The organism is Microcystis aeruginosa FD4, assembly GCF_009792235.1.
Classification (GTDB): Bacteria; Cyanobacteriota; Cyanobacteriia; order Cyanobacteriales; family Microcystaceae; genus Microcystis; species Microcystis viridis.
Map to the genome: position 1 here is coordinate 3,463,654 of NZ_CP046973.1, position 15,663 is coordinate 3,479,316.

20 protein-coding genes and 1 pseudogene are annotated in these 15,663 nt (G+C 43.6%); 2 read left to right on the forward strand and 19 right to left on the reverse strand.

Annotation, left to right across the window (positions count from 1 at the left end; genetic code table 11):
• Positions 1–179: 179 nt before the first annotated feature.
• The 12 genes and pseudogenes from GQR42_RS17325 to GQR42_RS29570 form a co-directional block, all read right to left on the reverse strand.
• Positions 180–512, reverse strand: a complete 333-nt coding sequence (locus GQR42_RS17325; RefSeq protein WP_158200898.1) for a DUF5615 family PIN-like protein — start codon at positions 510–512, stop codon at positions 180–182.
• The gene (locus tag GQR42_RS17330) at positions 512–733 is read right to left on the reverse strand and encodes a DUF433 domain-containing protein (protein ID WP_002750124.1); all 222 of its coding nucleotides are present in this window, start codon (positions 731–733) and stop codon (positions 512–514) included. Before GQR42_RS17330 ends, GQR42_RS17325 begins: the two co-directional genes overlap by 1 nt.
• A gap of 85 nt (positions 734–818) precedes the next feature.
• A pseudogene (locus GQR42_RS17335) lies at positions 819–965 on the reverse strand (PEP-CTERM sorting domain-containing protein); the annotation flags it as partial.
• 322 nt (positions 966–1,287) lie between these two features.
• On the reverse strand, positions 1,288–1,671 hold the full coding sequence (locus GQR42_RS17340; RefSeq protein WP_158200899.1) for an HNH endonuclease: 384 nt from the start codon (positions 1,669–1,671) through the stop codon (positions 1,288–1,290).
• A complete protein-coding gene (locus tag GQR42_RS17345) occupies positions 1,644–1,910 on the reverse strand; it encodes a hypothetical protein (RefSeq protein ID WP_052278253.1) in 267 nt (88 codons plus the stop codon). The genes GQR42_RS17340 and GQR42_RS17345 overlap by 28 nt, the downstream gene beginning before the upstream one ends.
• A gap of 129 nt (positions 1,911–2,039) precedes the next feature.
• Positions 2,040–2,720 (reverse strand): PEP-CTERM sorting domain-containing protein, encoded by a 681-nt coding sequence (locus GQR42_RS17350; RefSeq protein WP_158200900.1) that lies wholly within the window; start codon positions 2,718–2,720, stop codon positions 2,040–2,042.
• Positions 2,721–2,991: 271 nt separating this feature from the next.
• Positions 2,992–3,420 carry an HNH endonuclease gene (locus GQR42_RS17355; RefSeq protein WP_158200901.1) on the reverse strand — a complete coding sequence of 143 codons (429 nt, stop codon included), beginning with the start codon at positions 3,418–3,420 and terminating at the stop codon, positions 2,992–2,994.
• Positions 3,417–3,803: a hypothetical protein gene (locus GQR42_RS17360; RefSeq protein WP_158200902.1), complete on the reverse strand. Its 387-nt coding sequence runs from the start codon at positions 3,801–3,803 to the stop codon at positions 3,417–3,419. Before GQR42_RS17360 ends, GQR42_RS17355 begins: the two co-directional genes overlap by 4 nt.
• 202 nt (positions 3,804–4,005) lie before the next feature.
• Positions 4,006–4,251, reverse strand: a complete 246-nt coding sequence (locus GQR42_RS17365) for a hypothetical protein (protein ID WP_233271057.1) — start codon at positions 4,249–4,251, stop codon at positions 4,006–4,008.
• Between the two features lie 243 nt (positions 4,252–4,494).
• Positions 4,495–5,700 carry an argininosuccinate synthase gene (locus GQR42_RS17370; protein WP_046663067.1) on the reverse strand — a complete coding sequence of 402 codons (1,206 nt, stop codon included), beginning with the start codon at positions 5,698–5,700 and terminating at the stop codon, positions 4,495–4,497.
• 270 nt (positions 5,701–5,970) lie between these two features.
• Positions 5,971–7,962, reverse strand: coding sequence for a DICT sensory domain-containing protein (locus GQR42_RS17375; protein WP_158200903.1), 1,992 nt, complete (start codon positions 7,960–7,962; stop codon positions 5,971–5,973).
• 386 nt (positions 7,963–8,348) lie between these two features.
• Positions 8,349–8,483 carry a hypothetical protein gene (locus tag GQR42_RS29570; protein WP_002736350.1) on the reverse strand — a complete coding sequence of 45 codons (135 nt, stop codon included), beginning with the start codon at positions 8,481–8,483 and terminating at the stop codon, positions 8,349–8,351.
• 82 nt (positions 8,484–8,565) lie between these two features.
• On the opposite strand from GQR42_RS29570, the gene GQR42_RS17380 reads away from it, so the two are divergent.
• Complete coding sequence (locus GQR42_RS17380; RefSeq protein ID WP_158200904.1) at positions 8,566–9,504, forward strand: SGNH/GDSL hydrolase family protein; 939 nt, start codon at positions 8,566–8,568, stop codon at positions 9,502–9,504.
• 98 nt (positions 9,505–9,602) lie between these two features.
• On the opposite strand, the gene GQR42_RS17385 is transcribed toward GQR42_RS17380, so the two are convergent.
• From GQR42_RS17385 to GQR42_RS17395, 3 genes are read right to left on the reverse strand one after another with little or no spacing between them, the layout of a single operon-like run.
• Positions 9,603–9,740, reverse strand: coding sequence for a hypothetical protein (locus GQR42_RS17385; RefSeq protein WP_158200905.1), 138 nt, complete (start codon positions 9,738–9,740; stop codon positions 9,603–9,605).
• Between the two features lie 27 nt (positions 9,741–9,767).
• Positions 9,768–10,895, reverse strand: a complete 1,128-nt coding sequence (locus tag GQR42_RS17390; RefSeq protein WP_158200906.1) for a 5-(carboxyamino)imidazole ribonucleotide synthase — start codon at positions 10,893–10,895, stop codon at positions 9,768–9,770.
• Positions 10,892–11,401 carry a pentapeptide repeat-containing protein gene (locus tag GQR42_RS17395; RefSeq protein ID WP_045359278.1) on the reverse strand — a complete coding sequence of 170 codons (510 nt, stop codon included), beginning with the start codon at positions 11,399–11,401 and terminating at the stop codon, positions 10,892–10,894. Before GQR42_RS17395 ends, GQR42_RS17390 begins: the two co-directional genes overlap by 4 nt.
• 263 nt (positions 11,402–11,664) lie before the next feature.
• Here GQR42_RS17395 and GQR42_RS17400 point away from each other — a divergent pair, with 263 nt between their 5' ends.
• Entirely contained in the window at positions 11,665–12,528 is an 864-nt protein-coding gene (locus GQR42_RS17400) for a branched-chain amino acid ABC transporter permease (RefSeq protein WP_158200907.1), read from the forward strand.
• 118 nt (positions 12,529–12,646) lie between these two features.
• Here the strand turns inward: GQR42_RS17400 and GQR42_RS17405 are convergent, their stop codons facing one another.
• From GQR42_RS17405 to GQR42_RS17420, 4 genes are all read right to left on the reverse strand, one after another.
• Positions 12,647–13,030, reverse strand: a complete 384-nt coding sequence (locus GQR42_RS17405) for a DUF4346 domain-containing protein (RefSeq protein ID WP_002747361.1) — start codon at positions 13,028–13,030, stop codon at positions 12,647–12,649.
• 284 nt (positions 13,031–13,314) lie between these two features.
• Positions 13,315–14,112, reverse strand: a complete 798-nt coding sequence (locus tag GQR42_RS17410; RefSeq protein WP_158200908.1) for an SDR family oxidoreductase — start codon at positions 14,110–14,112, stop codon at positions 13,315–13,317.
• Between the two features lie 51 nt (positions 14,113–14,163).
• Positions 14,164–14,931, reverse strand: coding sequence for a 7-alpha-hydroxysteroid dehydrogenase (hdhA, locus tag GQR42_RS17415; RefSeq protein WP_158200909.1), 768 nt, complete (start codon positions 14,929–14,931; stop codon positions 14,164–14,166).
• Positions 14,932–14,976: 45 nt separating this feature from the next.
• On the reverse strand, positions 14,977–15,471 hold the full coding sequence (locus GQR42_RS17420) for a permease (RefSeq protein WP_158200910.1): 495 nt from the start codon (positions 15,469–15,471) through the stop codon (positions 14,977–14,979).
• Between the last annotated feature and the right edge of the window lie 192 nt (positions 15,472–15,663).

The window sequence follows — 15,663 nt, forward strand, 5'->3', positions numbered from 1 at the left end:
CTTTATCAAGAGTGATTTTTACCCAAGATAGCGATTTTTTAATAGAAGCAATTGAATTTATAGGAATTGGGGACTGTATTAGAGATTTAGAATTAATTGCCAAACTGGGAAAAAGTGAAGAATTTATCAATTAATTTTTGTTGATGATAAAATTTAGCTTGCTTCAAATGATCCCCGGATTAGGATAAAGCGATGATACCAAGATTTTGATCTCCCTCAAAAGATAAAATAGCTTTGTAGTTATCTCTTAACAATGATTCTATAGTTTTAGTAGAGCAATTTCCCAAACGAATCCAAATTACTTTAGGCGGAAAACCTTTAAGAATTAGTAATTCATTAAAATCAGAATCTTTGGTGACAATAATATAGTCTTGTATTTTAGCGATTTCCCAGACATAATAATCAGATTCTTGGTCTAATCCCAGCAAGTAAAGATGATTTGAATCGGGATAAATATCAACTAATAGACTAACTAAGCGAGGTGATAAATTGTGATCAAAAAGTAATTTCATTAGTTAACTAAAATGGTTTGACGTTCACGCTCGGCAGCATAACTCAAACAGGCTAAAATATCCGCCTTGGTTAAGTAAGGAAAATCTTCTAAAATTTCTTCATAAGTCATTCCCGAAGCCAGATAGGAGAGAACATCATAAACAGTAATTCTCATTCCTCTAATGCAAGGTTTTCCGCTTCTTTTTCCCGGTTCTATGGTAATAATATCTTTGTATGACATAATGTTGATTAACTGGTGATCAAATCTAAAATTGATGATAGGATATCGGGGCAACCCCTCTGTAGTTGCCCCTCTTAAGGATAATTTATCCCCGACGACGAAGGGAAGCGGCACCCAACGCACCCACAGCAATTAAACCCACTATACCACTAGGTTCCGGGGTTGACACAGGACCGCCACCAGTGGGAGTGATATCCCCATTAATAGCCACAAACCCACCACCTGGAATATTAGATGCGCTTACCCTGAGTTTATTCCGCTTTCCCAAAGATTCAATCCTGACAGGGATCTGACTGGGGAGGATGCCACCCTGCCACAACCCAAAACTGGCGCGCTGTTTGGATAGATGGTTCATCCCTTTGTTCATCATTAAAGTCAAAACGATAACAAGTCGCTCTACCTAGGGCTGGCTGAATAAATGTGAAATGTATGCAAAGTAAGGGTTTTGGGGCTTTACGAGCGAAACAGGTGCAAGATTTTGAGAGAATCGTGGTTCAAAACCTTGCATCTTCATCGGCCCGCGTCCTGTAGGGGCGAAGCATTCGGGCAATAACCTATCGGTGAAACCGTAGATTTTCTATCCGAATGCTTCGCCCGTACTTTTTGCTGCAAACCCTACCTATAGGAGTTATGCCGATAATTTTTAGTCCGTCTTTTGTCCAGATAAAATGTTCTCCCCACTGCTGTACTCTGGGATTAAATAGAGAGACTTCTGTTTGAGTAGAAGGGTCAATCGCTGTGGTAAAGTTATAGTGTCGCTCGTTACAACGATGACAAGCCAAACAAAGATTGTCAGGATTATCAGTCCCCCCCAAGGACTTTGGCAATATGTGGTCAAGGGTAAAAAGGTCTGGACTCAAGTATTCTGGAGAATGACAATATTCACAAAGATATTTAGCTCGTTGTCGGACTATTCTTCGAGTTGATAGGGACACCATTGACTTTTTGTGGCAAGTTGGGCGTTAATAAGCGTAAAAACGCGCTCTAGTTCAGAAAGTCCTGCATACTCCGCTTCTTCGTCAACAGAGAGACTGTCAGTTTTCTTCTTAGCTAATAACTGCTCAAAACGAGATTGTAGCTCTGAAGTAAACCTGAATAAATAAATGTTACCAAATTCGCGGAGTTCAACCCCTTCTCTCATTAAAGACGAAGGTTGAATCATTAATTGGGGAGTCATTGGCTCTATTGATTGTTATTTCTCTTTCACCTTATCACCTTAACAAATTGCCGAGGAAATGCAAAAGAATATTGATAATATTTAACCAATGTCGGGGCAACCCCTGTAGTTGCCCCTCTTAAGGATAATTTATCCCCGACGACGAAGGGAAGCGGCACCCAACGCACCAACAGCGATTAAACTCACTATACCACTAGGTTCCGGGGTTGATACAGGACCGCCACCAGTGGGAGTGATATCCCCATTAATAGCCACAAACCCACCCCCGGCAACATTGGCAGAGTTTTCACCAAAGAGGAAGACTATAAATGGATCAGCATTCAGTCCATAGAGACGGAACTGCACTGGTCCGGTTTGGGGTGCTAAACTGCTTAAGTCAAAGCTGTAGGTATTGAGGATATTTGTTAGGCTAACTTGTGTGCCTAAATTACTGGTGAACCCATCAATACTAGAGCGCAAGACTAAATTTAGCGCAGTTTCATCCTGAGCCGCATTGAGTTGCAAGTTAGTAAAATCGACTTGAAAACCTGCACCCGGTTGTACGGCAAATTCGACGTATTGGTTGGTATTAACAGTGCCACCTGTATTCCATCCAGACAGCACGAACGAAGAACTAATCACCCGATTTATCCCAGCGGTATCTAACCCAGTGCTGGTTATATTCGCACCTACAGTATCGGCTGCTTTGGGATAGGATGCGGTATTGGCATTAAATTGATTCCAACCAGCTACTATTGCCGCTTGAGCAGGAGTAACCCCAGCTAGTCCCATCAGAGTCAAGGGGGTTAACATTGTCAGGAATTTTTTCATGGATTTGATGACAGTAATGATACAAAAATATGATCATATTCAACGCTAGTTTTGCGCCAATATACTACACCCGAAGCTATCACAAGGGGGGGGGAAGTCAAGGGTTATTTAATCATTATTTATTATGATTATTATATTTAGGATAGTTTTAGCTTATATAAATATTTTTGAGTCGTTGCAAGGTTAGAGCTTGCAATGCAGATAAGCGAGGTTCTACCTCTACTTATTTCTTTGACCGAAATTATCAAAATGAACTGCTTTGGTTTTGAAGTTAAATTTTAGGGGGATGCCATCCTGCTAAGATCCATTGTTGTCTAACTGTGGTGGCAATCAAATTATTGAGTTTTAATGCCATAACTGTTGCACGTCCACAAGGCGTTTTTCCTAAAATTTGTGTTCCCTCTTGACTCCATTGAAAATGTTCTGACCATATTTGTTTTCTTGGATTAAAAAGGGGAACTATTTGCTCAGTTTCGGGGTCTTTTGCTTCGGTTTGTCTGCCCTTATAGCCATTGCATAAACGACAAGCTAACCAGAGATTATATTCATCATCGCTTCCCCCTTTAGCTTTAGGAATGATATGTTCAATCTCCAGCAATCCTAACACATATTTTTGTAAACTTAAACAATACCCACAGCGATTATTAGCTTGTTGGCGAATTTTATCTTTAATATAGTCGGGAATAGGGCTAGGATTCATGCTTCTAAGGGTGAAATTAATCCTCTTTTAACCGCTTCATTTAATCCTTGAGACTTCTTTAACAAGTTTATTTGATAAATTTGCATCAATGACCAAAGTTCCCTATTTTCAAAGGTTGATAAATCCCTCTCTTGTTGTTCATTGAGCAACTCGCTTAATCTTTGATCCTGTTCTGATGCCATTTGTAATTGAGTTAATTTGATAATTTCTTCATCTGATAATGAATTTAGGGATGAGATTTTTTCGCCTTGATAATTGGGACTAATAGAAAAAGCGATCGCTTCTACTAATATATCATTAAGATCACGGTTAATTGAATGGGCTAAGGATTGAGCTAGATTAAAAATCTCATCAGGTAAAGTTAAAGTAATTGAAATAGCCATAAGCTTTTTTGATGCTGGTTTATAGAGATATTATAATTATAACTCAAATTTTTGTTACCTCTAGGGATAAAATGGTTCAAAAGTAACAAAATAGCTCCTTTAAGCTTCTTTTATCAACCTCAGATTTCGAGGCAAGATTTACCGATAACTTAACTTACAGGAAAACTGATTAAATTTCGATATAAAATATATTGTCCTAAAGCTAGGGACTTATACTAAATCTGGTTATTAAAGACTGATTATTTATTCCCCTTTTTGCATGAGTGCATGAGTAGAAAACGGGTTTCTCCGAGTAGAAAACGGGTTTCTCGGAGTAGAAAACGGGTTTCTCCGAGTAGAAAACGGGTTTCTCGGAGAAACCCGTTTTCTGTGCGTTACTCAACGGATTTAGTATTAAAAAGCTTTTGATTTCTACAACAATTTTACGTCCATTTCTTTCAGCAGGCAAAGGTTTTTCTGCTGCTAAATCAGCAAAAATTCAACATCTTTATATTTAATTTTATAAGGGTGCTGATACCCCCTGCCCCCATAGTAGGGTTAATTCATGAATTAACCCTACCTTGGGGATTGATTCATGAATCAACCCTACCTTGATAAGGATGTTGATCCCCCCTTCCCCCCTTGATAAGGGGGGTGTTGATCGCTGGGTGGATCTGAATTAACACCCACTTACTTAGGGGAGGATTGTTGATTACTTCCCTCTAGTTTTTTCAGCCCAAACTTTGCTGGGTAATCCCCAAACATAGATGAAACCTTCGGCAGCTTTATGATCAAATTGATCCTCGGCCCCATAGGTAGCTAAATCGGGAGAATAGATAGAATTGACTGACTGACGACCGACCACTTTAGCGTTACCTTTAAACAGTTTCACTCGCACCGATCCCGTTACCTGTTCTTGGGTTTTGAGGATAAAAGCATCGATCGCTTCCTTTAAGGGACTGTACCACAATCCTTTATAAATTAACTGTCCGTAGGTCTCTTCAATTCCCCGTTTATATTGGGTAACATCTCCAGTTAAAGTTAAACTTTCTAAGTCCCGGTGAGCATCAATTAAAACTAATAAAGCTGGGGCCTCGTAAATTTCTCGGGATTTAATTCCCACTACCCGGTTTTCGATCATATCTAACCGACCAACACCGTGTTTACCCACTAGGTCATTTAATTGACTAATTAGCGTGACAGAATCGAGATTTTCTCCGTTTAAACTGACGGGAATCCCCTGATTAAAACCAATATCGACGTATTCTGGCTCGTTGGGAGTATCGGCGATCGCTTTGGTCATTAAATAGATTTCTTCCGGGGGTTCCGTCATCGGATCTTCCAAGGGACCGGCTTCAATGCTGCGCCCCAACAGGTTACGATCGATACTAAAAGGCGAGGATTTTTTCACGGGAGACTCGATCCCGAATTTTTCCCCGTAGGCAATGGTTTCTTCCCGGCTCATGCCCCATTCCCGGGCGGGAGCGAGAACTTTTAAACTAGGATTGAGGGCCATAATGCCCACATCAAAACGCACTTGATCGTTACCTTTGCCGGTGCAACCGTGAGCGACGGCATCGGCCCCGTATTTCTCGGCGGCCTCTACTAATAATTTAGCGATTAAAGGACGAGCCAGGGCGGTAGAAAGGGGATAACGATTTTCGTAGAGGGCATTAGCTTGAATTGAGGGAAAAGCGTATTCTTTGACGAATTCTTCCTGGGCATTCACCACTAAGGATTCGATCGCTCCGCAGCGCAGAGCCTTTTCTTGAATTGGTCCTAATTCGTCTCCCTGTCCTAAATCGGCGGCTAGGGTAATCACTTCTTCTACTCCCCATTCCTGTTTGAGATAGGGAATACAGACGGAAGTATCGACTCCTCCGGAATAAGCTAAAACCACTCTCTTGGCGCGTCCCATAATTTTTTCACCTAAAAACGACTGATTGATTACTCTTTTAAGTTTATTATATATCTTGGGTATTTGATGCTTCTTTTTTAATGCTTTTTTGTTGAGTTTTTGATGAAGAAAAGGCATAGGAAGTCATACTAAATCCGTTAGGTATATGCTACATATCAGGACAGGCAAAAGGCAAGAGGCAAGAGGGAAAAGGGAGAATACATAATCAGTTTTTAATAACTGGATTTAGTATCACGAGTAAAGAGCAAAAACTAAACGGGTAATCAGCCGCTATTTACGTTTACTGGCCGGACGACGAGAGGATTTTTTCGGAGCGGTATTTTGGGGATTATCGTTAGTTTTATCTTTAAATATTGGAATAGTAAAATGAAACTGACTGCCGTGATTTTTGCCCCTGGATTCTGCCCAAATTTTGCCGCCCCAACCATTAACGATCTGACGACAGATAGCCAGTCCTAACCCGGTTCCCCCGGCACTGCGTCGCAGGGCCCCTTCCTCTTGGTAAAAGCGATCAAAAACCTGTTCTAAACGATTGGGTTCGATCCCGCGTCCAGTGTCAGAAATGGTTACTTCTAGAGTTTTTGGTTTTCCCGAAGCGACTTCGATCGAGACATTTCCCTCCCGTCCGGTAAACTTACAGGCATTATCGAGCAGTTTGGAGAGTAATTCCACTAACCACTCGCCATCGGCTAAAACAAAGGGCAGATTAGGGGGGACAAGATTGCTAATTTTTGGGTTGTCGTTGTCGAGATGGCGGGAGTGAACGTGACTGATGGCTAATTCCACACATTCCGATAAAGATAAAGCTTCGGGATTCCAATTAACCCGGCCACTTTCTAACCTGGAAAGAGTTAAAAAATCTTGGATTAACTTACGCATTCGTTCCGCATCTTTCAGGGCAGTATCAAGCATAATTTGGCGCATTTCCGCCGGCATATCTGGTTCCGAGGCCAAACTTTCTAGACAGACTTGAATGGTGGACAGGGGGGTGCGTAATTCATGGCCGGTAATGGCGACTAAATTAGAACGAGTGCGATCGAGGGCAGCTAATTGTTCGTTTAAATCCTGTAAATTAGCGTATGCCTCTGCTTGAATGAGAGCGACTCCGATTTGAGTGGCCACCGCGTCCACAAGGGCGACATCCTCGCTTTTCCAAGTGGTGGTATAGGGTCCACAGTGATGCAGTTCCAACATTCCCAAGAGACGACTTTGGTAAAAAATCGGTACTAATAACCAAGAAAAGATGGAACATTCCCGCACCAGATTTTGAATGGAATCCCCGGGGAGACGGGGATCGTGAATAGCGTCTTCGATTTTTAGGGATTCTCTCAATTCCAGCACTTCCTGAAACAGAGGATTATTTTTCAGGGGCCATTTTTGTCCTTTGATGGAAGTAATGCCGGGGTTTAAAAATTCGTGTTCGATGGTGGCGTTAATGTCGGCTTCCTTACAACGATAGACCACGCAGCGACAGACTCCTAATCCCTCGCCCAATTTCTGCACTGCTACCTGTAGGATATCTTCCGGATCGAGGGAACGACGGATCGCCGCTGTCACCGAGTTGATCAGTCTTTCCTTGTGTTCTTTCGATGCCAGGGAGCGATTGGCTTTCAGCAGTTTATACTGTCCTGCTTGCAAATAAGTGACCAATCGCTGGACAAAGGGATCCGGTTCATCTTGATGATCCCTGTCCGTCAGTTCACAGATCAGGTATTCTTCTTGGGCGCGCCTAATTTTCTCCGCTAGTTCGGGACGATAATCGAGAATATGATTTAAAAGAATTTGGGCGGCCTGTTGACTTACATGGCGATCACTCGTCCAAATCCCCTCAAAACGACGATTATTATCCATAGCTGCCCCATTTTCCCCCTCTGCTGTCAGATGGGTTCGCTCCCGACAGATTAAACAACTAGCATAATGGCGACTGATAACCACTAGATGCCATTCTTGGGCTAAACTGTCCTCTGGTTGAAAAGCGATCGTCTCGTAAATGTCGGAACTATGCTTAAAATCGGTTTCTGGGGCCGACAAAACATAAACTTGCCCGCTTTTTTGGGCAATGCGTCGATAGCGATGGGCCTCTTGACGATAAAAGCGCTCACGCTGAAAACTGGCAATCACTAATGGTTGATCGTCTTCCGCTAAAACCTGATCCTCCATGGCGTGGGATAGCGCGGTCAGGGATGCTTTGAAGTACATCTGCGTTCGCCATTGGGGGAGTAACTGCAACAGTTCTGTTAAAACAGAAGTTGATCTGCTCATCGATGATCTGTTTCGAGTCGAGTGTGACTAGCAAGCGCAATAGAGGGAACTAGCAATTTCCCCCTTGACCCTATCCTACAGGCTCAAGGGGACAAGAGGTGAGATCGTGACGGCAAGAAATTTAAACCGAGTGATACCAAAAGTGAGCGAAATTATTCTAGTTAACTACAGGTGGCTGAATAAATCTAAAAACCTTGTTGGGTAAGACTTTTAGACCTTTTGGGAAATCAAAAAGTGCCTTAGCTAGGAGGGATCGGGGGGAAAATTTAGGGACTTTTTCCCTGAAAATTAGGTAATTTACCAGATGAAAATGGGTAAAACCCTACACCCTACACCCTACACCCCACACCCTGCCCCCACGAGAAACTTTTTGCCGCAAACCCTAACTAGATGTAGGCGACTTTCATTGCCCAAAGGATCAGAGCAATAATACTACCGATAACGATAATCGACGATATCGCCACTACTGCCGGTTTATCGGCTCCCTCGAATTTCATGATGCCACGATTTAAGTCTGACATTGCTCTTAACTCCTTTTCATGAGATGGATGTGGAAAGTATGAGACACTTTAGGATCATAAATTAGCGAACTCTCATCTATCCGTGTTATTAGAAATTGGTATCATTCGGCTGTCTTTAATCATTCTAGGCGTTCTTTTCGCCCTTGCCCTTTTCCTTGAGGCTATTTTAAGAATTGTCTTCGGGTTCGGTAATCCGCTTATTTACGAAGCTGATGCCGAAATTGGCTATCTTTTGGCTCCTAATCAACAAACACGCCGTTTTTCCAATCTTATCGCCGTTAATCAGTATTCGATGCGGAGCGATCCGATTACACCTCAACGGCCCCCAGAGACGACGAGAATAATGTTAATCGGTGATTCGATCGCTAATGGCTCCTGGTGGACGGATCAAAAAGAGACCATTTCTGCTTTAATCACCAAAAATTTAGGCCAGAATCTGACTGGTTCAGTGGAGGTTCTCAATGCTTCGGCCAATTCGTGGGGACCGCGCAATCAATTGGCTTATCTGCGACGTTTCGGAACCTTTGAATCCCAGGTGATTGTGTTATTAATGAACACCGATGATCTGTTCGCTTTAGCTCCTAGTTCGGCGGTGGTGGGACGAGAAATTAATTATCCCGCTCGCCGGCCGGCTTTAGCTTTAATCGAATTATATGATCGATATTTTAAGCGTTATCCTCCCCTACCACCGGTGCAAGAAGGAGGCGATCGAGTGGGCAATAATTTAACCGCTCTTGCCCAAATTCAAGCCCTTGCTCAGGCTAATCAAGCCCGTTTAATTATCGCTATTACCCCCCTCATTCGCGAAGCTCAAAAACAGGGGCGAGATTATGAATTGAAATCCCGTCAAAGACTAGCGGATTTCACCGACAACCAGCAGATTTTTTATCTAGATTTTCTGCCCATTTTTCAAGCCCATCCTAATCCTGATTCCCTCTATCGCGATAATATTCACCTCAGTGGAGACGGTAACGAGTTAATCAGTCAAAAACTGGCCGAGGCAATCAAAAAAGTCTTTTAATTAGGATTTCCTGAAAAAGTTTCTTGCTGGGGGCATAATTCAGGATTTAGGAGTCAGGAGTCAGGATTCAGGAGTCAGGGTGATAGGGATTTAGGGGTTTAGGGGTTTAGGGAAATTTCAGCCAAATGCTCCACTTCCCCACTTCCCCACTTCCCCACTTCCCCACTTCCCCCCGCAACGCGCACGAAGTGGTCACCCCACTTCCCCACTTCCCCACTCCCCACTCCCCAATTCATAATTCATAATTCATAATTCATAATTCCCTAACCACCATACCAAAGCTTTTCTATCTGCTTTGCTAGGGCTGATAACTCAGAGCGATCGCTTGTATCCCTTAACAGGGTGACATGGCCTAATTTTCGACCCGGACGGGATTTTTTACCATACCAAAAAACGTGAGCCTCCGGAATTGCCGCTAAAACTGCTCGTTTTTCGGCGTAATCGCCGTCACTATCCTCAAAACCTAATAAATTAACCATGACTGCCCCGGCAGATTTTAAATCCGTGGCTCCGAGGGGCAAATTAGCCACTGCTTGCAGTTGTAGGGCAAATTGGGAGGTAAGACAGGCAGAGAGGCTGTAATGACCCGAATTATGGGTACGGGGAGCGATTTCATTAATCAATACCTCTCCCTGCGGAGTGACAAATAATTCGATCCCGAAAACACCCACCGCCGACAAACTACTTAACAGATGATGGGCGATAGGTTCGGTTTGAGCGTGTAATGATTGGTTAAGAGCGGCGGGAGCGATTACCCAGTGACAGACTTGCTCCTCTTGATGGGTTTCCACCACGGGATAGGTGACGATTTCCCCGGTTAATCCCCTAGCGGCAACGATGGCTAATTCGCGCTCGTAGGGAATATAAGCTTCTAACATCAAGTCAAGACGCTCTAATTGCGGCTTTTTGGCGTTTAATTCTTCAGGAGTGCGAATAATAAAGGTTCCTTGACCATCATAACCGTGTCGTCGCGCTTTCAGCACTAGCGGAAAAGGATAATTTTCTAGTTGGGATAAATTATCTATCGCCCAAAAATCAGGCACAGGCAACCCTAGGGAGCGTAAATAACATCTTTGCTCGTATTTATCCAATAGGGGGCGCAGATTTGCCAAACTAGGATAGAATTTCACTCCTGTGGCCGCTAATTCTTCTAGGGCATCTAAATTAACAAACTCATTTTCAAAAGTAATCAGATCACAATGTTGAGCTAGTTTTTTTGTGCCTTCCACGTCAGCTATTTCTGCGAAGACAACCCCGTCAGCTAAAGCAACGGCGGGATCGTCGGGGTGTGGTGTTTGTACAATTAGAGAAATGCCTAATTTCTTGGCTTCCTGTGCCATCATCCCAGCTAATTGTCCACCACCAATAACACCAACCCTTGTTTGCATCATTGATCACATCCTAAAGATTCCGGGGTAGAGACGCCGGTTTTTGAGTTTACACCCTCGGCTCTTTCACAGAGATTTTTGATTTGTTGAGCGTCAAGCACGGCAAAACTAAAATCAGCACCGTTGATATTTACTCCCTCGAAAATGGTACGCAGCATAATTGCTTCGGCAAAAATGGCATCGCTTAAATCGGAATTTTTAAAGGTACTCAGATAGGCTAACCCATTGGTTAAGTCCGCTCCATGAAAGTTGCCTTCGATGATAGAGGCTCCGTTAAACACCGCCCCGCGCAAATCGGCAGAACTAAAGTTAGAATCTTGGAGATTAACGTTAGTAAATTGAGCAGATTGCAAATTTTGTCCCGAAAAATCCTTTCCTGTCAGATTCTGGTTTTCATAACTGGCATTGGCTCCTGTGACAGCAGCAGAACTGGCAGCTAAGGCATTGACAGGAGATAGGATAAATAGTATTGCAAAAAAAGCGATCGCTAATCGAAAGATAGTTTTCATCAGGGGAAAATTCCATCAGTGGGCATTCTTGATTTTATAGCAGTAAGCCATCGGCCGTCAGCTTTTCGCTGGCCGCTAGAAATTGCTGGCACAGAAACCTTTATAATAGCTGTCTAAGCTTATCTGCCATGCAATTTAGTCTAAACAAAAATATTTAAGCAACAGGCCATCAGCTTTCAGCTAAATAAAGACAAAAGTTAATTAATTTTCTCTCTCCTGACTCCTATCTCTAAGGACAATTTCTGATTTATACAAGAGGTTTGATGGATACACCGCAACTTTTATTCAATGGTTTAGCCGTCGGCAGTATTATTGCTCTGGCTGCTGTTGGGTTAACCCTTACCTGTGGCATTTTGCGTCTGTCTAATTTTGCCCACGGCGATTTTATGACTTTGGGTGCTTACATAACTTGGGTGGTAAATGCTCAAGGGATTAATCTCTGGTTAGCGATGCTGGTGGGGGCAGCAGTGACAGCTATTGCCATGCTCATTGCCGAGAGATTATTATGGAAACCTATGCGCGATCGACGGGCTGATTCTACCACTTTAATTATTATTTCGATCGGTTTGGCTTTATTTCTTCGCAATGGTATTTTAATGATCTGGGGCGGTAGTAATCAACGCTACGATCTGCCTGTGATGACCGCTACAGAAATTTTTGGGATTAAAGTAGCTTTCGATCGATTGTTAGTCATTGGTTTGGCAATTATAGTTATTATTGCCCTCCATTTTTTATTACAAAAAACTAAGATCGGTAAGGCGATGCGCGCCGTAGCTGACAGCACCGATTTAGCTAGAGTAACTGGAATTAACGTCGAATGGGTTGTGTTCTGGACATGGATAATTACGGGAGTTTTAACTGCTTTAGCCGGAGGGATGTTCGGGTTAATTACTGGGGGAGTACGTCCCAATATGGGCTGGTTTTTAATCTTACCAATGTTTGCGGCCGTTATTTTAGGTGGTATTGGTAATCCCTACGGAGCGATTGCTGGGGCTTTAATTATTGGTGTTGCCCAAGAAATTAGTGTTCCCTTAATTGGTTCTGATTATAAATTAGCCGTGGCTTTATTAATTATGATCTTGCTGTTATTATTCCGTCCCCAAGGGTTATTTAAAGGCACGGTTTAACAGTTATCAGTTATCAGTTATCAGTTATCAGATGTAAGTTTTAAGTTTTAAGTTATTTATCTTCATCTTTATCCCTGTTTACTGATTACTGTTCAATGATTACTGAAAAGCCCAATTTTTAATCCTGAATATATTCTTCCCCGGTGATTAAAGCGTATTCAGCGCGGGTAAATTCTCGACCTAAATAAGCAGCATGATCGAACATAGTAATGGGACAAGGTTGGGTTTCTTCGATCACTTTGACGGCTAATTCTTTGGCGGTTCTTGCGGTGTAAATAGTCTCAGGATTGCGATCAAGTTTTTGCCTAACACCGATAACTTTTCCCGTTTCTGGATCGACGGCTAAACCTTTTTCGTTGATAATATTGCTGTAATGTTTGGCACAGATTAACCCAGCTTCTCGGTCGAGATAAATAATAAAATATCCTGCGGGATCGAGAGCGATCGGACGTTTGGAAAGTTGATGATCAATAGCCGTGATTTGGGATTTTAATTCGCTCATTTTCTTGACAAAATCACTTAAATATGTAGATGAAAGCAAGAGCAAATTATATCACATACCATCATCCTTGTCCTCTGGCAACATGAGGATAAACTCAGAAAAACATAAACAGGGACACTTGTAGGATAACCCAAGGGCTAGTATTACTGGACTTACCCATACAGAAGTAATAAACAATGCTAACACTGAAGAAGTTACTAGCCTGAAGGCCTGACGATATCCAGAAGCAGCAAAAACCATAACGCCAAATCGCAGAGAAAGGTCAAGGAGGGGCAAGAGAGCCGTTATTCGGGTTTGAGACGGACGCGTTTGCCACCACCAGAGACTTGTAAGGTTTGACCGCTCACCCAAGAACCAGCTGGAGAAGCTAACCAGAGGAAAGCGTTAGCAATATCTTGGGGTTTACCAGCGCGTCCGGTCAGGTTGTCGGGATGAGCTAGAGCATATTGGGCTTTTTCATCCAAACCCGCCGCCGCATAGCCTTCGGTGATCACGGTCCCAATTAAGACAGTATTGACGCGGACCTGTTTAGCAAAATAGTGAGCCAGACCTAGCATCAGATGGTTAAGGGCGGCTTTAGCGGCAGAATAGGCAATAAAGTCAAAAGCTGGCAAAACCCCCACCAGCGAACCGGAGTTAGTAATCGTGGCATTTTCCGCTTTCAGCAAATAGGGGCGACAAGCGGAAGTCATCCGCGTCGCCGCTAAGGTATTGAGTTTATAGCTTTCGATCATTTCCTCCATGGGAACCTCTAGGGGGTCGTCGTAAGCTTTACCCCAACCAACGTTATTAACAAGGGTAGAAATGCCGCCAAAAGCTGCCACCGTTTTGGCCACACATTGTTGAATATCTTCCTCCACAGTGACGTTGCAGCCGATCCCTAGAACTTGATTCCCTGTGACAGCTTGAATAGCCTCGGCTGTTGCTTGGGCCTTCTCTCCATTCAGGTCGGCAATCATGACCTTGGCTCCCGCGCCGGAAAAGGTTTTCCCAATGGCTTCCCCAATATTTTGGGCCCCGCCGGTGACAATGGCCACATGACCATCCATCCGAAAATCAGCAAAAGCATCAAAATTGCTCATATTCTCTCCTTTTTGTCGTTAAATACGGTTAAATGAATCGATAATAGACTGTTAATCCAATTCCTGAACCCCGCCGCCGCTAACGGTGAGGAGCTGCCCACTCACCCAACTGGCCGCCGGTGAACAGAGGAAAAGGGCAGAGTAGGCAATATCACTGGGTTCCCCTAAGCGGGCGAGGGGGGTATGCTTGAGCATCACTTTTTCAATATCCGGAGTCAGCACCTTAGCCAAGGCATCGGTTTTGATCGCGCCAGGTGCAATCGCATTGACGCGAATTCCTTTCGGTCCGAGATCAAAAGCAATATTGCGGGTGAGGTGGCTAACGGCGGCTTTAGAGGAGCTATAAGAGGCCATATTGATATTCTTGTTCTCTGCCGACATCGAGGAGATATTTAAAATCGCTCCTCCCCCCGCCGCTTCCATATAAGGGACACATAATTGACAGAGATGAAACGTCGAAAATACATTGATTTTATAGGCCCAGATGAAAGTATCCATGGGCATATCAAAGGGTTTTGGCCCACCACCGCCGGCATTGTTTACCAGCAGGGTGATTTTGCCAAAAGCATCCAGGGTGGACTTGACTAAGTTTTCTAAGGCCTGTTCATTGGTAACATCACAGGCAACCGCGATCGCTCTGCCGCCCTTTTCCTTAATGCCATCAGCAACAATAGCGGCGGTGTCTTCCTTGAGGTCACTGACCACCACCGCTGCCCCTGCTTGGGCAAATAATTCGGCAATGCCCCGGCCAATGCCCGCACCTGCCCCGGTTACAATCGCTACTTGTCCATCGAGCTTAAATGCGTCCAAAACGGTCATAAAATCTCCATAATATTCAATGATACTCGGTCATACCTCAAAAATCTACTCAGGCCGCCCGATGGCTTTCATCACCGCCGCATTAATAAACCAAGAGGCTATCCCGGCGATAATCCCTAAGATAATTGCGCCGACAACAGGTGTTACCAGAATCGTCCCCAAAAACTTTTGCAAGAATAGAGCAGCCAAGGCCACTGTACCAAAGACAAACAGAGCATAAAACAGGACTGTCCTGACCCCAAAAAAGAAGAAAGGGCGCTCTAAAAGTTCTGGGGATGCGATGTGGAAATCTTTGGCTTTTTGGCGGAAGGTAAAAAAGGCAATCATCCCTAAGATGAGGGAAAGTATAAAAGCGGTCATCACTCCCGTGGAGAAGACCGTTTTTTCATGCCCTGATATGGTATCCACAGTAAGCGGTAGAGTATCTTTTCCTCGAAACATAAACCAGCCAATCACACCATTGATGATAGCGTTGGTGACACCACTGCTCCGGGCATTTTTTTGAATGAAATCATTGGCTTGATCTGAAGTTGGAACCATATAGCCACCCTTTGAGAGCCGATCTTGACTTTCCAGGGGAATTGTACCATCAAAAGTCAAATTTTTCGGCAGCAAGGGGCTGATCTTGCCTAGATCCGCTCAAAATCGCTCCCTAATCTCTATTCTCTCAGCGGAGAAAATCCCTCTTCCCCGACCGACGACCGACTCCTAATGGACTTGCGCTTTGATAAT

Coding starts and splice junctions, on each gene's coding strand:
- GQR42_RS17420 (WP_158200910.1), bottom strand. CDS start 15,471: ATGGTTCCAACTTCAGATCAAGCCAATGATTTCATTCAAAAAAATGCC.
- GQR42_RS17350 (WP_158200900.1), bottom strand. CDS start 2,720: ATGAAAAAATTCCTGACAATGTTAACCCCCTTGACTCTGATGGGACTA.
- GQR42_RS17355 (WP_158200901.1), bottom strand. CDS start 3,420: ATGAATCCTAGCCCTATTCCCGACTATATTAAAGATAAAATTCGCCAA.
- GQR42_RS29570 (WP_002736350.1), bottom strand. CDS start 8,483: ATGTCAGACTTAAATCGTGGCATCATGAAATTCGAGGGAGCCGATAAA.
- GQR42_RS17375 (WP_158200903.1), bottom strand. CDS start 7,962: ATGAGCAGATCAACTTCTGTTTTAACAGAACTGTTGCAGTTACTCCCC.
- GQR42_RS17345 (WP_052278253.1), bottom strand. CDS start 1,910: ATGACTCCCCAATTAATGATTCAACCTTCGTCTTTAATGAGAGAAGGG.
- GQR42_RS17370 (WP_046663067.1), bottom strand. CDS start 5,700: ATGGGACGCGCCAAGAGAGTGGTTTTAGCTTATTCCGGAGGAGTCGAT.
- GQR42_RS17405 (WP_002747361.1), bottom strand. CDS start 13,030: ATGAGCGAATTAAAATCCCAAATCACGGCTATTGATCATCAACTTTCC.
- GQR42_RS17360 (WP_158200902.1), bottom strand. CDS start 3,803: ATGGCTATTTCAATTACTTTAACTTTACCTGATGAGATTTTTAATCTA.
- hdhA (WP_158200909.1), bottom strand. CDS start 14,931: ATGACCGTTTTGGACGCATTTAAGCTCGATGGACAAGTAGCGATTGTA.
- GQR42_RS17395 (WP_045359278.1), bottom strand. CDS start 11,401: ATGAAAACTATCTTTCGATTAGCGATCGCTTTTTTTGCAATACTATTT.
- GQR42_RS17390 (WP_158200906.1), bottom strand. CDS start 10,895: ATGATGCAAACAAGGGTTGGTGTTATTGGTGGTGGACAATTAGCTGGG.
- GQR42_RS17340 (WP_158200899.1), bottom strand. CDS start 1,671: ATGGTGTCCCTATCAACTCGAAGAATAGTCCGACAACGAGCTAAATAT.
- GQR42_RS17385 (WP_158200905.1), bottom strand. CDS start 9,740: ATGAATTGGGGAGTGGGGAGTGGGGAAGTGGGGAAGTGGGGTGACCAC.
- GQR42_RS17325 (WP_158200898.1), bottom strand. CDS start 512: ATGAAATTACTTTTTGATCACAATTTATCACCTCGCTTAGTTAGTCTA.
- GQR42_RS17410 (WP_158200908.1), bottom strand. CDS start 14,112: ATGAGCAATTTTGATGCTTTTGCTGATTTTCGGATGGATGGTCATGTG.
- GQR42_RS17400 (WP_158200907.1), top strand. CDS start 11,665: ATGGATACACCGCAACTTTTATTCAATGGTTTAGCCGTCGGCAGTATT.
- GQR42_RS17330 (WP_002750124.1), bottom strand. CDS start 733: ATGTCATACAAAGATATTATTACCATAGAACCGGGAAAAAGAAGCGGA.